This is a genomic window from Collinsella sp. TF07-1, assembly GCF_003437235.1.
Lineage (GTDB): Bacteria > Actinomycetota > Coriobacteriia > Coriobacteriales > Coriobacteriaceae > Collinsella.
Genome location: NZ_QSRV01000026.1, coordinates 16801 through 32417, shown reverse-complemented (window position 1 = coordinate 32417; position 15617 = coordinate 16801). Strand labels below are relative to the sequence as shown.

The 15617-nt window shown below is 59.5% G+C and carries 24 protein-coding genes; 23 read left to right on the top strand and 1 reads right to left on the bottom strand.

Annotated features, from left to right (window positions below; genetic code table 11):
* Positions 1 to 55 precede the first annotated feature (55 nt).
* Positions 56 to 790: a selenium cofactor biosynthesis protein YqeC gene (gene yqeC / locus DXC67_RS09035; RefSeq protein ID WP_117638134.1), complete on the bottom strand. Its 735-nt coding sequence runs from the start codon at positions 788 to 790 to the stop codon at positions 56 to 58.
* Between the two features lie 102 nt (positions 791 to 892).
* Here yqeC and yqeB point away from each other — a divergent pair, with 102 nt between their 5' ends.
* The 23 genes from yqeB (at position 893) to DXC67_RS08920 (ending at position 15606) form a co-directional block, all read left to right on the top strand.
* On the top strand, positions 893 to 1687 hold the full coding sequence (gene yqeB, locus DXC67_RS09030; RefSeq protein WP_117638133.1) for a selenium-dependent molybdenum cofactor biosynthesis protein YqeB: 795 nt from the start codon (positions 893 to 895) through the stop codon (positions 1685 to 1687).
* Positions 1688 to 1696: 9 nt separating this feature from the next.
* Positions 1697 to 2740, top strand: a complete 1044-nt coding sequence (locus DXC67_RS09025) for an XdhC family protein (RefSeq protein ID WP_117638132.1) — start codon at positions 1697 to 1699, stop codon at positions 2738 to 2740.
* A 324-nt stretch (positions 2741 to 3064) separates the two neighbouring features.
* Positions 3065 to 3622, top strand: coding sequence for a 50S ribosomal protein L5 (rplE, locus tag DXC67_RS09020; RefSeq protein ID WP_006235260.1), 558 nt, complete (start codon positions 3065 to 3067; stop codon positions 3620 to 3622).
* Between the two features lie 79 nt (positions 3623 to 3701).
* Complete coding sequence (locus DXC67_RS09015) at positions 3702 to 3887, top strand: type Z 30S ribosomal protein S14 (RefSeq protein WP_022094280.1); 186 nt, start codon at positions 3702 to 3704, stop codon at positions 3885 to 3887.
* A 119-nt stretch (positions 3888 to 4006) separates the two neighbouring features.
* Positions 4007 to 4405, top strand: coding sequence for a 30S ribosomal protein S8 (gene rpsH / locus DXC67_RS09010; RefSeq protein ID WP_006235262.1), 399 nt, complete (start codon positions 4007 to 4009; stop codon positions 4403 to 4405).
* Between the two features lie 33 nt (positions 4406 to 4438).
* The gene (gene rplF / locus DXC67_RS09005; protein ID WP_117564182.1) at positions 4439 to 4975 is read left to right on the top strand and encodes a 50S ribosomal protein L6; all 537 of its coding nucleotides are present in this window, start codon (positions 4439 to 4441) and stop codon (positions 4973 to 4975) included.
* Between the two features lie 75 nt (positions 4976 to 5050).
* Positions 5051 to 5419 (top strand): 50S ribosomal protein L18, encoded by a 369-nt coding sequence (gene rplR, locus DXC67_RS09000; RefSeq protein WP_006235264.1) that lies wholly within the window; start codon positions 5051 to 5053, stop codon positions 5417 to 5419.
* A gap of 14 nt (positions 5420 to 5433) precedes the next feature.
* On the top strand, positions 5434 to 5958 hold the full coding sequence (rpsE, locus tag DXC67_RS08995; RefSeq protein ID WP_055252236.1) for a 30S ribosomal protein S5: 525 nt from the start codon (positions 5434 to 5436) through the stop codon (positions 5956 to 5958).
* Between the two features lie 2 nt (positions 5959 to 5960).
* Positions 5961 to 6143: a 50S ribosomal protein L30 gene (rpmD, locus tag DXC67_RS08990; RefSeq protein ID WP_006235266.1), complete on the top strand. Its 183-nt coding sequence runs from the start codon at positions 5961 to 5963 to the stop codon at positions 6141 to 6143.
* Positions 6144 to 6146: 3 nt separating this feature from the next.
* The gene (gene rplO, locus DXC67_RS08985; RefSeq protein WP_006235267.1) at positions 6147 to 6596 is read left to right on the top strand and encodes a 50S ribosomal protein L15; all 450 of its coding nucleotides are present in this window, start codon (positions 6147 to 6149) and stop codon (positions 6594 to 6596) included.
* Entirely contained in the window at positions 6590 to 7876 is a 1287-nt protein-coding gene (secY, locus tag DXC67_RS08980; RefSeq protein WP_035137447.1) for a preprotein translocase subunit SecY, read from the top strand. Before rplO ends, secY begins: the two co-directional genes overlap by 7 nt.
* Positions 7877 to 7894: 18 nt before the next feature.
* Entirely contained in the window at positions 7895 to 8521 is a 627-nt protein-coding gene (locus DXC67_RS08975; protein ID WP_055252238.1) for an adenylate kinase, read from the top strand.
* Positions 8518 to 9306, top strand: coding sequence for a type I methionyl aminopeptidase (map, locus tag DXC67_RS08970; protein WP_117638131.1), 789 nt, complete (start codon positions 8518 to 8520; stop codon positions 9304 to 9306). The genes DXC67_RS08975 and map overlap by 4 nt, the downstream gene beginning before the upstream one ends.
* 232 nt (positions 9307 to 9538) lie before the next feature.
* On the top strand, positions 9539 to 9757 hold the full coding sequence (infA, locus tag DXC67_RS08965; RefSeq protein ID WP_035137443.1) for a translation initiation factor IF-1: 219 nt from the start codon (positions 9539 to 9541) through the stop codon (positions 9755 to 9757).
* 150 nt (positions 9758 to 9907) lie between these two features.
* On the top strand, positions 9908 to 10021 hold the full coding sequence (rpmJ, locus tag DXC67_RS08960; protein ID WP_006363204.1) for a 50S ribosomal protein L36: 114 nt from the start codon (positions 9908 to 9910) through the stop codon (positions 10019 to 10021).
* A 14-nt stretch (positions 10022 to 10035) separates the two neighbouring features.
* Positions 10036 to 10410: a 30S ribosomal protein S13 gene (rpsM, locus tag DXC67_RS08955; protein WP_022094275.1), complete on the top strand. Its 375-nt coding sequence runs from the start codon at positions 10036 to 10038 to the stop codon at positions 10408 to 10410.
* 14 nt (positions 10411 to 10424) lie between these two features.
* Positions 10425 to 10829, top strand: a complete 405-nt coding sequence (rpsK, locus tag DXC67_RS08950) for a 30S ribosomal protein S11 (protein ID WP_006235274.1) — start codon at positions 10425 to 10427, stop codon at positions 10827 to 10829.
* 19 nt (positions 10830 to 10848) lie between these two features.
* Positions 10849 to 11445: a 30S ribosomal protein S4 gene (gene rpsD, locus DXC67_RS08945; protein ID WP_006235275.1), complete on the top strand. Its 597-nt coding sequence runs from the start codon at positions 10849 to 10851 to the stop codon at positions 11443 to 11445.
* A gap of 32 nt (positions 11446 to 11477) precedes the next feature.
* Positions 11478 to 12419 carry a DNA-directed RNA polymerase subunit alpha gene (locus DXC67_RS08940; RefSeq protein WP_006235276.1) on the top strand — a complete coding sequence of 314 codons (942 nt, stop codon included), beginning with the start codon at positions 11478 to 11480 and terminating at the stop codon, positions 12417 to 12419.
* A 30-nt stretch (positions 12420 to 12449) separates the two neighbouring features.
* Positions 12450 to 12917, top strand: coding sequence for a 50S ribosomal protein L17 (rplQ, locus tag DXC67_RS08935; protein WP_006235277.1), 468 nt, complete (start codon positions 12450 to 12452; stop codon positions 12915 to 12917).
* Between the two features lie 92 nt (positions 12918 to 13009).
* Positions 13010 to 13834, top strand: coding sequence for a tRNA pseudouridine(38-40) synthase TruA (gene truA / locus DXC67_RS08930; protein WP_117638130.1), 825 nt, complete (start codon positions 13010 to 13012; stop codon positions 13832 to 13834).
* Between the two features lie 203 nt (positions 13835 to 14037).
* On the top strand, positions 14038 to 15036 hold the full coding sequence (locus DXC67_RS08925; RefSeq protein ID WP_147327783.1) for a glycosyltransferase: 999 nt from the start codon (positions 14038 to 14040) through the stop codon (positions 15034 to 15036).
* A gap of 132 nt (positions 15037 to 15168) precedes the next feature.
* On the top strand, positions 15169 to 15606 hold the full coding sequence (locus DXC67_RS08920; protein ID WP_006235280.1) for an arginine repressor: 438 nt from the start codon (positions 15169 to 15171) through the stop codon (positions 15604 to 15606).
* Positions 15607 to 15617 lie beyond the last annotated feature (11 nt).

Below are 15617 nucleotides of genomic sequence, written 5' to 3'. Positions count from 1 at the left end.
GCCTGGCGGCCGTAAACAGTCCGTATTTCACCGCAACTGCGGAGGCTGGGGCCGGCTATCGGAGGCTGGTGGCGATGAGGGGGCGGTTGATGGCTGCCTCGAAGCGATCTGCCATCGTTGGGTCAGCAAGCGTGTCGACTTGGTTGAGCATGATGCGGGCATTGTTGAGGTTCAGCATCCGCAGCTCGGCATTGAGCACCTGGGCGACGCGCTCTGGGGTGGCAGCGTCGGTGGGCTCGCAGCCGCAACGCTCGCAAAAGAGCTCGGGGCGGTGGACGGCTTCGTTGATGGGCTTGCCGAGCCCCGAGGCGCCGATGAGCCAGATGACGTTGACCGTCCCGGCGGGAACGACCGGCTCCCACGGGGCGTGCGCCTTGAGCGGGAGCCGCTTGCTGCCGTCCGCCTCGGCCAGGACGTAGTCAAAGCGCTGCGCCAGCTCGTTGGGCGGCTCGGCGGGGGCGGAGAGCTTGCCTGTCTCCGGGTCCAAAATACCCGCCTGGCAGATGCTTCCGCGGCTCATGCCAGCGCATGCCTCGCAGGTGCAGCCGGGAACATGCGGGGCACCCGGTTTCCAGGGTGCGGCGTCCAGGCGACGATTCGACCCGTCCCACGGGACGCCGGCGACGGGAAACATGTGCGTGGTGGTGCAGAGGAGCACGCGGCCGCCCGCGCGCATAAGCTCAAGGCCGAGCGTCTTCAGCAACGTCGACTTACCGCCACTGCCGATAATTGCGGTAATGCCCGGCTCGATCTTGAGCGCGGAGGCAAGGTTTCCGCTCGTCGTTTCCATCTGTTCACCGCCGTATAATACTGTGATAATAAATAATCATCAGAGTAGCGGTCGAACCGCTTTTGCTCTGCTCAAACCGTAGCACAGGGAGGTGCCCCGGGAATGCTCGTTTATGTTCGCGGCGCCGGCGATATCGCCACGGGCGTCGCCGCTCGCTTGGTGCGCTCCGGCGTGTCGGTCGTTATGGCCGATATCGCGGTTCCCACGTGCATCCGTCGCACAATCTGTTTTTGCGAGGCCATTCGCCTGGGCGAGGTCGAGGTCGAAGGCATTCGCGCTCGCTTGGCGCAGACGCCGGCTGAGGCGCTTGCGATTACCGAGGCTGGAGACGTCGCCGTTGTAGTGGACCCCCAGGCCAAGATGCTCGGCGAGTTGAAACCCGCGGCTGTGGTCGACGCGATTTTGGCTAAGCGCAACTTGGGCACCACGCGCGACATGGCGCCTGCCGTCATCGCCGTGGGGCCGGGCTTTACCGCGCCGGTTGACTGCGACGCCGTGGTCGAGACCATGCGCGGGCATTTTCTCGGCCGTGTCATTACCCAAGGTTCGCCCCAGCCCAACACGGGCGTGCCGGGCATGATCGCCGGCTATGGCAAGGAGCGCGTTATCCACAGCCCCGCCGCCGGCATGTTTCGGTCCGACCGCACCATCGGCGACATCGTGAGCGCCGGAGACGTGATCGGGTATGCGGGTGATACTCCCATGGTCACGCAGATCGATGGCTGTCTGCGCGGGCTTTTGGCGAACGGCGTGCAGGTGACTGAGGGCTTTAAATGCGCCGACGTCGATCCGCGCGGCGATGCCAGCTATATCAACTATATTTCGGACAAGGCGACGTCGGTCGGCGGCGGCGTGCTCGAGGCACTCGCTATGCTCACCGATGTCTTTAGAGGATAGAAGGCGGCAATGGAAAAGCTCGATGTGGTGAATGCGGCGCTTGCCGCCCTGCGTGCTGGCGAGACGTGCGAGCTCGTGGTCGTGGCCGGCACGGCGGGGTCATCGCCGCGCGGCGTGGGCGCCTGGATGGCCGTCTTTGCCGATGGCAGCCAAGCGGGCACCATCGGCGGCGGCAAGATTGAGCTCTTTGCGCTGGACGAGGCGCGCGAGCTGCTGGGCGCAGGGCAATCGCGTCTGGTCCGCTACACCATGGGCGGCGAGAACTCCGATACCGGCATGATCTGCGGCGGAGCCATCTGCCTGTGCTATCTGCACCTGGATGTATCGCAGGCGCCGTTGTTCCAGTCGATTGCCGACGTCTTGGCCTATCGGCGCATCGGCGACTTCGTCATCGACTTTGAGCCGTTTATCGCAAGCGCGCTCGAGGGCGATGTGGCCGAGTGCCATGGCGAGGAATCGCGCCGCACCATTGCGGGCTGCCCCGGGCTTTCGCTGGCGGAAGAGGGGAGCAGCGTCACCTACACCAACGCCGCCTCCGAGATTCCTCCCGCGCACATCGAGACGCTCTGCCCCGAGGGCCTGACCTATATCTTTGGCTGCGGACACGTGGGTGCTGCGACGGCGCGGGTGCTCACGGCGGCGGGCTTTGCCGTCGTGGCTTGCGACGACCGCCCCGGCACGTTGACGCCCGAATGGGTGCCCGGTGTCTACGACCGTCGTCTGGTCGACTACAAGAACCTGAGCAAGCAGTGCCCCATCGGCCCGCGCGACCTGGTGGTCGTCGCCACGGCGGGTCACAAGTCCGATATCGACGTGGTGATTCAGGCCATGCGCGCCAAGCCAGCCTATCTGGGCTGCTTGGGTTCGCGCCGTAAGACGGCCTTTGTGCGCGCCCGCCTGGAGCAGGAGGGCTTTACGCAGGACCAGATCGACGGGCTGCACCTGCCGATCGGCGTTGCCATCGAGGCCGAGGATCCCGAGGAGATTGCCATCTCCATCGCTGCCGAGATGATCCACCTGCGCCGCACCAAGCTCGTCCCCCGCAAGCGCTAGTCGCATCCCCATCAATAAGATGCGGTGAAATACGGACTGTTAAGCCTTTTAAGCCATCAAACAGTCCCTATCTCATCGCAACTGCTGTTTTCCTCCGTGCCCTAGGGATCAATTTGTGCGGGGGAGTTGTGGAGTTGTGCAGGCAGACGAGGTTTTTCTGGAAATACGCTCCCGATGCGCGTATAGTACCGATTGTTTTGTCGGCTCCTGCTGCGTCGAGTCCAAACCGCGAAATGCCATGAGCGGCGCGGATGCAGTCAGGAGGCACGAGGACAACCCATCGTGGCCACGCCCCGTGCTTAAAACCCCAAGAAGGAGTGAACAATGGCAGAAGAGAAGTATGTGCCGCGTCTGAAGACCAAGTACAACAACGAGGTCAAGCAGCAGCTTCAGGACAAGTTCCAGTACGAGAACGTCATGATGATCCCCAAGTTTGAGAAGATCGTCGTGAACATGGGTGTCGGCGAGGCCGCTACCGATTCCAAGGCCATCGACGGTGCCGTGCGCGACCTGCGCGCCATCACCGGCCAGCAGCCGATGATCACCCGTGCCCGCAAGTCCATCGCTACCTTCCGCCTGCGCGCTGGTATGCCGATCGGCTGCAAGGTTACCCTGCGTGGCGACCGTATGTGGGAGTTCTTCGATCGTCTGACCTCCGTCGCGATTCCCCGTATCCGCGACTTCCGTGGCATCTCCGCCAAGAGCTTCGACGGCCGTGGTAACTTCTCCATGGGCGTCACCGAGCAGCTCATCTTCCCCGAGATCGACTTCGACTCTGTCGATCACCAGCGTGGTATGGACATCACTTTCGTGACCACCGCCAATACCGATGAGGAGGCCAAGGCCCTTCTGGACGCCTTCGGTTTCCCGTTCAAGAAATAGGTTCACCTGCCCTATGAGCGCCGTTCCCAGAAGGGGGCGGCGCTTGGGGCGAACAATACTCTATGTGAGGAGGATATAAGTGGCTAAGACATCGATGATCGTCAAGTGCAATCGCAAGCAGAAGTTCTCTACTCGTGAGTACACGCGCTGCCAGCGCTGCGGCCGTCCGCACTCTGTGTACCGCAAGTTCGGCCTGTGCCGTGTCTGCTTCCGCGAGCTTGCACTCAAGGGCGAGCTTCCCGGCGTTAAGAAGGCCAGCTGGTAAGTCACTACCAGCGTTTCAAGCATCAGTTTGGAACAGGGAAAACGCGCTAAAAAGGCTTTGCCGTTAAGGGCGGCGAAGAACCAAGAGCACGTGTTCATCAAGAACGAAGGAGAATCTGTATGAACCTTACAGACCCGATCGCAGATATGCTTACGCGCATCCGTAACGCTAACTCTGTGAACAAGGCCACGGTCTCCATGCCGAGCAGCAAGAAGCTCGTCGAGATCGCTCGTGTTCTGCACGAGGAGGGCTACATCGAGGGCTACGATGTCGAGGACACCGTTCCCCAGAAGACTCTGCACATCACGCTTAAGTATGGTCCCAAGAAGGCTAAGGTCATCAACGGCATCCGCCGCATTTCCAAGCCGGGCCTGCGTAAGTACACCGGCGTTGCCGACATGCCCCGCGTCCGCGGTGGCCTTGGTACCGCCATTATTTCCACCAGCCATGGCGTTATGACCGACCGCGATGCTCGCAAGCACAACGTCGGCGGCGAGATCATCGCTTACGTCTGGTAATTCGCTCGGTAGGTAGAAGGAAAGGAGATCACCGTGTCTCGTATCGGTAATAAGCCTGTCCAGATTCCCGCCGGAGTCGAAGTGGCAGTCAACGGCAACAACGTTGTCGTCAAGGGCCCCAAGGGCCAGCTCGAGCTCGATGTCTTTGAGAAGCTCGCTATCAACATCGAGGACAACGTCCTCACCGTTTCCCGTCCCGACGACGAGCGTGAGACCCGTGCCCGCCACGGCCTCACCCGTGCCCTCATCCACAACATGGTTGTTGGCGTTTCCGAGGGCTTCGAGAAGAAGCTCGAGCTCGCCGGCGTCGGTTACCGCGTGCAGCAGAAGGGCAAGAACCTCGAGTTCTCCCTGGGCTTCTCGCACCCCGTGATCGTCGAGGCTCCCGAGGGCATCACCTTCGAGGTTCCCGACAACACCCACGTGAACGTCAAGGGTATCAACAAGCAGCAGGTCGGTCAGATCGCCGCTGAGATCCGCGGCCATCGTCCTCCCGAGCCTTACAAGGGCAAGGGTATCCACTACGTTGGCGAGCACATCCGCCGCAAGCTGGGTAAGGCCGCCAAGTAGTCGTAACCGACTCACTCGCATAAGACCAGCACCCCGTCAGGTGCTGGCAAGATCAACCTTTTTAGGAGTTTACGTATGAACAAGCATAAGGCGAAGCTGGAAGGCCTCAAGCGTCGTCAGCGTCGTGTTCGCGGCAAGGTCTCGGGTACCTCCGAGCGTCCGCGTCTTCGCGTGACCCGTACTAACGCCAACATCTATGCCCAGATCATCGACGACAGCAAGGGCTCCAGCCTGACGCTCGTCTCTGCCTCGACCCTCGAGGCCGAGTTCAAGGGCACCCACACCTCGAACAAGGAGGCTGCGGAGAAGGTCGGTCAGCTCGTTGGCAAGCGTGCCATCGAGGCCGGCATCACCAAGGTCGCCTTCGATCGCGGTGGCCGTATCTACCATGGCCGCGTCAAGGCCCTCGCCGACGGTGCTCGTGCCGCCGGTCTCGAGTTCTAGGAGGTATGTAGCACATGGCTCGTAATCAGAAGCAGCAGCGAGAGGCCTCCGAGTTCGAGGAGCGCGTCGTTTACATCAACCGCGTGTCGAAGACCGTCAAGGGTGGTCGTCGCATGAGCCTCGTCGCTCTCGTCGTCGTTGGCGACGGCAAGGGCAACGTCGGCGTTGGCATGGGCAAGTCCGCTGAGGTGCCCCTGGCCATCTCCAAGGCGTCTCTCGATGCCAAGAAGAACATGTTCCACGTGCCGGTGACCGAGCAGGGCACCATCCCGCACGAGGTTCTCGGCCACTTTGGTGCCGGCCGCATCATCATCAAGCCCGCTGTCGAGGGTACCGGCGTTATCGCCGGCGGCGCTGTGCGTCCCCTCTTCGAGCTTGCTGGCATCAAGAACGTCCTGTCCAAGTCCCTCGGTACCGACAACGGCCTCAACATCATCAAGGCTGCCGTCGAGGGCCTCAAGGAGCTCTCCAGCCCTGAGGACGTCGCGGCTCGCCGTGGCCTGACGGTCTCCGAGATGTTCGTCGGTAAGGAGAACTAAGCATGGCTGACACCATCAAGATCAAGCAGGTCCGCAGCACCAACGGTTGCAAGCAGGACCAGGTCCGTACTGTCCGTGCCCTCGGTCTCCACAGGATCCGCGAGGTTCGCGAGATTGCTGACAACGAGTCCGTCCGCGGCATGATCTTCAAGGTCAAGCACCTTGTCGAGATTGTAGAGGAGTAGCAAATGCAGCTTCACGATCTTACTCCCGCGCCCGGTTCCACCAAGAACCGCAAGCGCGTCGGCCGTGGCAATTCTTCGGGTCACGGCACCACTTCTGGCCGCGGCCAGAAGGGCCAGGGTTCCCGCTCTGGTGGCACCAAGGGTGCCGGCTTCGAGGGTGGCCAGACTCCGCTGGCTATGCGCCTGCCCAAGCTTCCGGGCTTCCGCAACCCCCGTCGTATCGAGTACACCGCTGTTAACGTTGAGCGTCTCGAGCGTAAGTTCGAGGACGGCGCTGTAATCGACGGTGCCGCTCTTAAGGCCGCTCGCATCACCAAGAGCGAGTTCGAGCCCGTCAAGGTGCTCGGCAATGGTGAGCTCACCAAGAAGTTCACGGTCAAGGTCGACAAGGTCAGCGCTTCTGCGCAGGCCAAGATCGAGGCCGCTGGCGGAAAGGTCGAGCTGCCGTGCTAAATGGTCTTAAGAATGCTTTCCGCATCAAAGAATTGCGCGAAAAGATTCTTTTTACCATAGCTATGCTCGTCGTGTACCGCATTGGTGCGCACGTTCCTGTGCCCGGCATTCCCTTCCAGGGGATGCTGGGCCTTTTCTCGACCGATAACAATTCGGTCGCCGCAGGTGCTATGGCCCTCCTGAATCTTTTCTCTGGCGGCGCGTTGAGCTATGTGTCGGTGTTTTCGCTGGGCATCATGCCTTACATCACCAGCTCGATCATCCTCCAGATGCTCCAGGCCGTCGTGCCTTCCCTGCATGAGCTTGCCCGCGAGGGCGAGGTCGGTCAGACCAAGATTACGCAGTATTCGCGTTACCTCACCCTGGCTCTGGCAATCCTCAACTCCGTGGGTTACCTCTTCCTCTTTAAGAGCTTCGGCATCAGCTTCAATGGCGCCGGCGCTCCCGAGATCATCTTCGACCTCATGATCGTCGGTACGCTCACCGCAGGCGCTATGCTGATCATGTGGATTGGTGAGCTCATCACCCAGCGCGGTATCGGCAATGGCATGTCGCTGATCATCTTTGCGAACATCATGGCCGGCCTTCCGCAGGCTATCTTCTCCAGCACCGAGGGTAATGCCGGTGGCATCATCACCATGGTGATCATTTGCGCCATCATCCTGCTGGTTATCCCGCTGATTGTTTTCCTTGAGCGCGGCCAGCGCCGCATCCCGGTCTCCTATGCCAAGCGCGTCGTGGGCCGTCGCATGATGGGTGGCCAGACCACCTACCTGCCCATCAAGGTCAACACCGCGGGCGTCGTGCCGATCATCTTTGCCTCGGCGCTGCTGTACTTCCCGGCTCAGATTGCCGTGTTCTTCCCCGGCATCGGCTGGATTCAGGCAGTTGCCTCTGCGCTTTCGACCGGTTGGCTCAACTGGGTGCTTAACGTTGTCCTCATCGTGTTCTTCGCGTACTTCTACACCTCCATGGTGTTCAACCCCGATGACACGGCCGACAACCTTAAGAAGCAGGGCGGCTTTATTCCGGGCGTCCGTCCGGGTAGGGCTACCGCGGCCTACATCAAGAACGCGCTCAACAAGATCACGCTTCCCAGCGCTGTCTTTTTGGCGCTCATCGCCATCGTGCCTTCGATCATCTTTTCCTTCACGGGTAACCATCTGATCCAGGCATTTGGCGGCACGTCCATCCTCATCATGGTCGGCGTCGTGCTCGACACGGTCGATAAGCTCGAAGGCCAGATCAAGATGTATGATTACGATGGATTCTTTAAATAGGCTAGAGGAGGATTGCTCATGAACCTCGTATTGCTCGGAGCTCCGGGTGCCGGTAAGGGCACCGTCGCACAGGAGCTCGTCGCCGAGTTTGGCGTCGCTCACATTTCCACGGGCGACCTGCTGCGTGCTGCCGTCAAGGGTGGCACCGAGCTTGGTATTCAGGCTAAGAAGTACATGGACGCTGGCGAGCTCGTTCCCGACCAGCTCGTGATCGACCTTGTCAAGGAGCGTCTTGCCGCCGATGACGCCCAGCAGGGCTTCATCCTCGACGGCTTCCCGCGCAACACCGCCCAGGCAGTGACGCTCGATTCCGAGCTCTCCGCCATGGGTCGCGAGATCGACTGCGCCCTTCTGGTCGACGTGGCTCCTGAGGTCATCATCGATCGTCTGTCTTCGCGTCGCACCTGCCGCGCCTGCGGTTACACCGGCACCGCTGCCGATGCTACCTGCCCCAAGTGCGCCGGCGAGATGTATCAGCGCGACGACGACAAGCCCGAGACCATCAAGAATCGTCTCGACGTCTACGAGAAGTCCACGAGCCCGCTCGTCGACTACTATCGTGGCCAGGGTCTGCTCAAGTCGGTCAACGGTGACCAGGCTCGCGAGACCGTGTACGGGGATGTCAAAGAGGCTCTCGGTCTATGATCAAGATTAAGTCTGCAACGCAAATCGAGCAGATGAAGAAGGCAGGAGCGCTATCTAAGATGGCGCTCCGCCACGTTGGAGCCATGGTGCGCCCTGGTGTTTCGACCTTTGAGCTCGATCAGCTCGCGGAGCAGATTATCCGTATGCATGGCGGCACCCCGGCCTTTAAGGGTTACGGCGGGTTCCCCGGTACCATTTGCGCATCGATTAACGATGCCGTGGTCCACGGTATTCCCAACCCCGACATGATCCTGCGCGATGGCGATATCATCTCCATCGATACGGGAGCTGTCGTTGACGGTTGGGTCGGCGATAACGCTTGGACGTTTTTTGTCGGCACACCCACGCCCGAGGCCAAGGCCCTGTGCGAGGTCACGCGCGATTGCCTTAAGGCTGCCATCGAGCAGGCTGTTCCCGGTAACCATATCGGGGATGTTGGTTACGTCGTTCAGTCCCTCGCCGAGTCTCACGGTTACGGCGTGCTTCGTGACTATGTGGGTCATGGCATTGGCCGCGTGATGCACGAGGACCCCAACGTTCCTAACTATGGAAAGAAGGGGAGGGGCGTTCGCCTCCAGGCCGGCATGGTCATTGCCATCGAGCCGATGGTTACGATGGGTTCCAACCATGTGAGCACGGGCTCCGACGGTTGGATTGTTACGACCAACGACCACCTGCCCGCCGCGCACTACGAGAACACCGTCGCCATTACCAATGACGGTCCGGTGATTCTCACCACGGATGCCCAGGGTGCTTGGTGTTCCTTGCAAGGCGGTGAAATGTAAAAGTCGCCGCCCCCTGATGCCCAACCTCGCCTTTCAATTTCGAAGGCATGACCCCAAGGTCTATGCCTTCTCATTTCAAGGCGATCTTGGGTATCAGGGAACGGCTTTGTTTTACATTTCAAATGTAACAAGTTCCGCTTAGTTGTGGAGCCATTACGAAGATATTACGATACGTGCATGCGTATTGTAGAATACTCAATCGCTGTCGTTTTCTAGAGAAAGATGATTGCTTGTGAAGAAGGAAGACGCAATTGAGCTCGAGGGTACGGTAAAGGAACCGCTGCCCAACGCCATGTTTAAGGTCGAGCTCGAGAACGGTCATTCGGTTCTGTGCAACATTTCTGGCAAGATCCGAATGAATTACATCCGTATTCTCCCCGGTGACAGGGTTGTCGTGGAGCTTTCCCCGTACGACCTGACCCGCGGCCGCATCACCTATCGCTACAAATAGCGGCACGCATACACGCACTCCATTTCCGGCTGCAGGCTTAGCTCAACCTACGGTCGGATTGTGTGTGAAGACCAGCCATAGTTTTAAACGCCTGCGGCTGGGCGAGTAGATAGTAGGGAAGTAGTTTGAGCGCTACCGAAAGGAAGAACGATGAAGGTACGTCCTTCGGTCAAGAAGATGTGCGATAAGTGCAAAATCATTAGGCGCCATGGCAAGGTCCTCGTCATTTGCGAGAACCCCCGTCATAAGCAGCGTCAGGGTTAAGAGAGGAGACTACGTTGGCCCGTATTAATGGTGTCGACCTCCCGCGTGAGAAGCGCGTTGAGATCGGTCTGACCTACATTTACGGCATCGGCCGCACCACTGCGACGAAGATCTGCGTCGAGTGCAACGTTAACGTGGATACGCGTGTTAAGGACCTCACCGAGGATGAGGTTAACGCCATCCGTGATTATATCGACAAGAACCAGATCATGGTTGAGGGCGACCTCCGCCGTGAGCGCAACCAGAACGTCAAGCGCCTTATGGACATCGGCTGCAACCGCGGCCTTCGTCACCGCAAGGGCCTCCCGGTCCGCGGCCAGCGCACCCACACTAACGCTCGTACCCGCAAGGGCCCGAAGCGTCAGATCGGTGCTAAGAAGAAGAAATAAGGAGCGCTAGATAGATGGCTACTGCTAAGAAGAACGTTCGCGCTGCCCGTCTGAAGCGCGCGGACCGTAAGAACATTTCCGTGGGCCAGGCTCACATCCGTTCTACGTTCAACAACACGATCGTTTCGATCACCGATCCCCAGGGCAACGTCATTTCCTGGAAGTCGGCTGGCCAGGTGGGCTTCAAGGGCTCCCGTAAGTCCACGCCGTTCGCTGCCCAGATGGCTGCCGAGGCTGCTGCCAAGCAGGCCATGGAGCACGGTATGAAGAAGGTTTCTGTCTTCGTCAAGGGCCCCGGCTCCGGTCGTGAGACCGCCATCCGCTCCCTCCAGGCTGCTGGCCTCGAGGTCTCGAGCATCCAGGACAAGACCCCCATTCCGCACAACGGCTGCCGCCCCAAGAAGCGTCGCCGCGTGTAACTGAAAGGATCGTATCAATATGGCAATCGACAGGACTCCTGTTCTTAAGCGCTGCCGTCAGCTCGGGATCGATCCCGCTGAGCTCGGTTACAGCAGCAAGAAGGAATCTATCCGTCAGCCCAAGCGCCGTCGCAAGGAATCTGAGTACGGCATGCAGCTGCGCGAGAAGCAGAAGGTCAAGTTCATCTATGGCGTTCTGGAGAAGCAGTTCCACGGCTACTTCAACAAGGCCCGTAAGATGAACGGCGTCACCGGTGAGAACCTCATGATCATCCTTGAGTCTCGCCTTGACAACGTCGTCTTCCGTCTTGGCTTCGCCCGCACCCGCAAAGAGGCTCGTCAGTCCGTCCGTCACGGTCACTTCACCGTGAACGGCAAGCGCGTGGATATTCCGTCCTACCGCGTCAAGGCCGGCGACGTCGTCGCTGTCGGCGAGAAGTTCCGTGACCTCCTCCCCATCAAGGAGGCTCTGATTTCCTCCGAGCGCTTTGAGGTCCCTGGCTGGCTCGAGGTCGATATCGAGAAGCTGTCTGGTAACGTGCTCGCTCTGCCGACGCGTGAGCAGATCAGCGGTGATATCAACGAGCAGCTCATCGTCGAGCTCTACTCTAAGTAGTCCATCCGGGCTGCTGAGGCTGGAGGTAATACATGTCAGAATTCATTAGGCCTCAGGTTCAGGTCGAAGAGATCAACGAGACGTCTGCTCGTGTCTCCGTCGAGCCGCTCGAGCGTGGCTACGGCGATACGCTGGGTAACTCCCTTCGTCGCGTTCTTCTGTCCTCGCTCGAGGGTGCCGCCGTCGAGGCTATTCAGATCGATGGTGCGCAGCACGAGTTCATGACCATCCCTAACATGGTCGAGGATGTCACCGACATCGTCCTGAATGTCAAGGGTCTTGTCTTCAGGGCTCTCGGCACGACCGACGAGGCGACCGCCACCATCTCGGTTGACGGTCCCTGCGAGGTCACCGGTGCGGACTTCTTTATTCCGTCCGAGTTTGAGCTGGTCAACCCCGAGCAGCACATCGCTACGCTCACCGAGGGTGGCCATCTCACCATGAGCATGCGCATCGGCTATGGCCGCGGCTATGTTTCTGGCGAGGCCAACAAGCGCGACAACGATCCCATCGGTGTGATCCACGTCGACTCGCTGTACTCGCCGGTTTCCCGTTGCGCCAAGCTCGTTGAGGCTTGCCGTGTCGGTCAGCACACCGACTACGACCGCCTTGTCCTCGAGATCGAGACCAACGGCTCCATCGCCCCGCGCGACGCCGTGGTCCAGGCTGCCAATATCATCAACCAGCATATGGCCGCCTTTATGAACCTTGCCGAGACCCCCGAGGTCGAGGAGGAGGCTTCGATCTTCGCTCCCGAGGTCACCAACGACAACGCCGAGCTGGACAAGCAGATCGAGGATCTGGACCTTTCCGTCCGTTCCTACAACTGCCTTAAGCGCGCCAGCATTCACTCGGTCCGTCAGCTCGTTGAGTTCTCGGAGAACGATCTGCTTAACATCCGTAACTTCGGTGTTAAGTCGATCGAGGAAGTGAAGGACAAGCTTGAGTCCATGGGCCTGAGCCTGAAGGCTTAATGCTTCGCATATTTGAGGAGAAACTAGACCATGCGTCACAACGTTAAGAAGGGCCTGAAGCTCGGCACCGATGCGAGCCACACCAAGGCCATGAAGAAGAGCCTGGCCAAGGCCCTCTTCGAGAACGACCGCATCAAGACCACCGAGACCCGCGCTAAGGCGCTGCGTTCGGTCGTCGATCCGATCATCACCTGGGCCAAGAAGGGCGACCTGCACTCTCGTCGTCTGGCCATCGCCAAGCTCGGCGATAAGCAGCTCGTTGCCGAGATCTTCGACAAGGCTGCCCAGGGCATGTGGCAGGACCGCAACGGCGGTTACACCCGCATCATGAAGCTCGGCAACCGTAAGGGCGACAACGCTCCTATCGTTATCATGGAGCTCGTCACCGAGCCTTGCACGCCTAAGGCCAAGAAGGCTGCTCCGGCCCCCAAGAAGGCCGCTGCTCCCAAGAAGGTCGAGGCCGTCGAGGAGGCTCCTGCTGAGGAGACCGCTGAGTAGACAATCCGTCTGCATAGGCTATATTCGAGGGGTACGTTCGCGTACCCCTCTTTTTTTGTCGCGATACCGTTGATTGTTTGTTGGGAGCGCCCATGACCGCGCCGTCTGATTTCAATTCGATTCCTGAGCTCGATGCCACGCTTGTATTCTGTGTTGCCTATGATGGCTCGTCGTATAGCGGATTTGCCGAGCAGCCGGGACAGACGACGGTTGCGGGTGAGCTACGTCGAGCCATCGAGACGCTGCTTCGCCGCCCGATCGATCTGACGTGTGCGGGGCGTACCGATGCCGGCGTGCATGCCGTGGCTCAGTACATCAGCGTGCCCGTTACGGACGCTGAGCTCGCGTGTACGCGCCGTAGGTGGCTGCGGGCCATGGATGCCCTGCTGCCCAAAGATATCGCCATAAACGAGGTCTACAAGGCCCGTAGGGGCTTTTCTGCCCGCTTTGACGCGCGGTCCCGTACGTATACGTACCGTATTGCCGATCGAGATGCGCGCCCCGTGCTGTCCCGCGGTGCCGTGTGGTGGCATCGCTATCCCTTGGATGTTGAGGCTATGTCTGCTGCCTGCCCCGCTCTGCTGGGCGAGCAGGACTTTAAAAGCTTTTGCAAGGTTGCTTCGGCCGTTGGCAAGCCCACGCATCGCTGCGTGATGCGTGCCGAATTTGGCCATGAGGTTGCGTTTGGCGAGGACATCCTGACGTTCACCATCGAGGGCAATGCGTTTCTGCATTCGATGGTCCGTACGATCGTGGGCACGCTTGTCGAGATTGGCATGCATCGCCGTGAACCCGAGTGGATGCGCGAGGTCATCGATGCTTGCGACCGTACCGCTGCGGGCCCCACGGCTCCTGCCTGCGGCCTTACGTTTATGGGCGTGGATTACGATCCCGCCGAGCTTGTCGTGCTCGACTAGGGGAGGGCTCGACGCGTCGTGCGTCGACACCTGCCATCTGTGGGCTGCGCGTGTGCAACATCTGTTCTTGGCGTGCAATACAACCGGTGTCTCATTGCTTTTATTGCCGGGGTGTACCATGAACCACGGTTTTATTCATTGCTGTCGAGAGGACGGATAATTTGGTTCGACGTGGCTCGCATCCGCGACTTTCGGTGATCCTTGTGGTAGAAGGTTCGCCCAGCTATGCGATGCGTGCGCTCGAGAGTATCCAGAACCAAGACCTCTACGATTTGCAGATTGTCGTTGTCTGTCGCGATGCTGCGCCCGGTGTGCGCCATTCGCTTCAAGTTGCTGCTGACAGGGACATCCATATTGATTTGATTGACGTCGAGGACGCGACGCGCGGCGCGTGTCTTCGTGCCGGTTTTGCTGCCTCGCGCGGCTCTCAAATCATCGCCATGAACGCCGATGAGTGGTTTGCTCCGCAATCCCTTTCCAAGATGGTCGATATCGCGTGCGATACTGCGGCAGACATAGTGTTCCCCACGGTGTCGCTCGACCGCTATGATGCACATCGAGAGCGCCATTCGCGCGTCTTGGATGCTACTCATATTTCCATTGATAGCAAATCTTCGATGGTGGCCGGGCTGCCCCAGTTGATTTTAGGCGGCTTGGTTGCTCAAGTCTCTGGCGTGATGTATAGCCGTCCGCTGTTTGAGGCATGCCTTTTGTGCGACAAGGCGTTTCGCACAGTTGGGTTTATGGCATGCGCGCTCTCGCAGGCGCAGCGCGTCTCCGGATGCGGCAACGCTTGTTTCCACACGGTGGCGCCTAAGCTTACAGATGCCTTTGATCCCACCATGTATGCCAAGGTATCCGATGACACCCGGGCGCTCGACGAGCTTGCGGACTCACTCTCGGAAGCAGATAGCGGTGGTCGGCTCAAGCTGGCAAGCCAAAAGTTCTACTTTGCCGGACTGGTCGCCTGCATCGAGAATTTGTGTCTGAGCCCGCATGGAGTGTCGTCAATCGAGCGTTCCGCCCGCATGCGTGATATGCTCGAGGCGCCTCGAACCCGTCAGATGGTCGCCGCGCTCAAGGATAACCATCGGGGGCTCGGTCTGTTGTTTGGGCCGATCGCCAGCGCTAAGCCCGCGCGCTGCGTGATGTGTACGCATCTGGCAGCTTTTCTTAACCGTACGGGCGCAAAAACCGCCTAAACGGCTCATTACGAAACAAACTTGCATAGAATTGTTTCGAAATGCGTTCTTATTCACAAAAGCCTTCAAATAGCGCTAAACTATTCAAACACTGATTGATTGTCTCCGCCATCTTTTGGAGAGAGGGTTTGTATGGCTAAAAAACGCAATGGGCGCCAGGATGCCATTAGAGATATTGTGCGCAATAAGGATGTCCGCACGCAGCGCGTGCTGGTCGATGAGCTCCGTGCTATGGGCTTTGATTGCACGCAGGCGACTGTCTCTCGCGATATTGCCGACATGGGGCTGCGTAAGCTCCCTGAGGGCATCTATGTTCTGGCAGAGGACCTACACCTGCAGCGTATGGTTTCCGAGCTCGTAACGGGCGTTCTGCGTACCGATAATCTGGTTATGATCAAGGCTCAGCCTGGCACGGCTTCCGGCATCGCCGCCGCCGTTGACGCGGCCGAGTTGCCCGATGTGCTTGGCTCGCTTGCCGGCAACGATACGATTTTGGTTATTGCCCAGACGGCCGAGGACGGCGAGCGCCTCGAGGCACTGATCAATAAGCTGAGCAATTCTCGCAAGTAGGCGTGCGGGTC

What these genes read in the sequence shown, in the direction of transcription:
- truA (WP_117638130.1), top strand. Translation starts at nt 13,010, where the DNA reads ATGACCGCGCCGTCTGATTTCAATTCGATTCCTGAGCTCGATGCCACG.
- rplE (WP_006235260.1), top strand. Translation starts at nt 3,065, where the DNA reads ATGGCAGAAGAGAAGTATGTGCCGCGTCTGAAGACCAAGTACAACAAC.
- DXC67_RS08920 (WP_006235280.1), top strand. Translation starts at nt 15,169, where the DNA reads ATGGCTAAAAAACGCAATGGGCGCCAGGATGCCATTAGAGATATTGTG.
- rplQ (WP_006235277.1), top strand. Translation starts at nt 12,450, where the DNA reads ATGCGTCACAACGTTAAGAAGGGCCTGAAGCTCGGCACCGATGCGAGC.
- rpmJ (WP_006363204.1), top strand. Translation starts at nt 9,908, where the DNA reads ATGAAGGTACGTCCTTCGGTCAAGAAGATGTGCGATAAGTGCAAAATC.
- DXC67_RS08940 (WP_006235276.1), top strand. Translation starts at nt 11,478, where the DNA reads ATGTCAGAATTCATTAGGCCTCAGGTTCAGGTCGAAGAGATCAACGAG.
- rplO (WP_006235267.1), top strand. Translation starts at nt 6,147, where the DNA reads ATGCAGCTTCACGATCTTACTCCCGCGCCCGGTTCCACCAAGAACCGC.
- yqeB (WP_117638133.1), top strand. Translation starts at nt 893, where the DNA reads ATGCTCGTTTATGTTCGCGGCGCCGGCGATATCGCCACGGGCGTCGCC.
- rpmD (WP_006235266.1), top strand. Translation starts at nt 5,961, where the DNA reads ATGGCTGACACCATCAAGATCAAGCAGGTCCGCAGCACCAACGGTTGC.
- rpsH (WP_006235262.1), top strand. Translation starts at nt 4,007, where the DNA reads ATGAACCTTACAGACCCGATCGCAGATATGCTTACGCGCATCCGTAAC.
- rpsE (WP_055252236.1), top strand. Translation starts at nt 5,434, where the DNA reads ATGGCTCGTAATCAGAAGCAGCAGCGAGAGGCCTCCGAGTTCGAGGAG.
- DXC67_RS08975 (WP_055252238.1), top strand. Translation starts at nt 7,895, where the DNA reads ATGAACCTCGTATTGCTCGGAGCTCCGGGTGCCGGTAAGGGCACCGTC.
- rpsD (WP_006235275.1), top strand. Translation starts at nt 10,849, where the DNA reads ATGGCAATCGACAGGACTCCTGTTCTTAAGCGCTGCCGTCAGCTCGGG.
- yqeC (WP_117638134.1), bottom strand. Translation starts at nt 790, where the DNA reads ATGGAAACGACGAGCGGAAACCTTGCCTCCGCGCTCAAGATCGAGCCG.
- rplR (WP_006235264.1), top strand. Translation starts at nt 5,051, where the DNA reads ATGAACAAGCATAAGGCGAAGCTGGAAGGCCTCAAGCGTCGTCAGCGT.
- rpsK (WP_006235274.1), top strand. Translation starts at nt 10,425, where the DNA reads ATGGCTACTGCTAAGAAGAACGTTCGCGCTGCCCGTCTGAAGCGCGCG.
- DXC67_RS09025 (WP_117638132.1), top strand. Translation starts at nt 1,697, where the DNA reads ATGGAAAAGCTCGATGTGGTGAATGCGGCGCTTGCCGCCCTGCGTGCT.
- map (WP_117638131.1), top strand. Translation starts at nt 8,518, where the DNA reads ATGATCAAGATTAAGTCTGCAACGCAAATCGAGCAGATGAAGAAGGCA.